This window comes from Vibrio sp. 1249-1, assembly GCF_033340495.1.
Map to the genome: position 1 here is coordinate 324 of NZ_JAWOWJ010000277.1, position 560 is coordinate 883.

Annotated in this window: 1 protein-coding gene; it reads left to right on the forward strand. The window is 52.0% G+C overall.

Annotated features, from left to right (window positions below; genetic code table 11):
* Positions 1–560: HlyD family secretion protein (locus R7Z50_RS25825; protein ID WP_411979518.1), on the forward strand; the 560-nt coding region annotated here is incomplete at both ends.

A 560-nucleotide genomic window follows, 5' to 3' on the forward strand; every position in this document is an offset into this window, starting at 1 on the left:
TCTAATGAGATAATTAGAGCCCTTCCTGTCAAAGAAGGCAGCTTGGTCAGTGAGGGGGAAGTGTTGGTTCAGCTCGATACTAAGAATCAACAAGCCGTTCTTGCACACGCCGTTGCCGAGCAAGCCAAAGCGGGAGCGTATTTGCTTAAATTGACCAATGGTGAACGCCCAGAAGACATTGCTGCCGCATCGGCACGCGTAGCCCGAGCGGAAGCGCAGCTCACCGAAGCGCAGAAAAACTATCAACGCAAAGCAGAACTGGTGCGTAAAAAGCTCATCAGCCAATCCGAAAAAGATTCCGCTCTTGCGGCAAGGGACTCTGCGAGAGCGGAATTAGCCTCAGCAAAAGAAGAGTTCAGTAAGCTCACCGCAGGTTCTCGCCTCGAAGACATCGAACAAGCTAAAGCCGCTTTAATGGCGGCAAAAGCCGAAGTGGCGTTGCAAGAACAGAAACTGGCAGAACTCACCATCACGGCCACGCGTGACGGTACGCTCGATAATTTGCCTTACAATCTTGGCGAACGCGTACCAGTAAACGGTGTGGTTGCCGTGATTCAAGC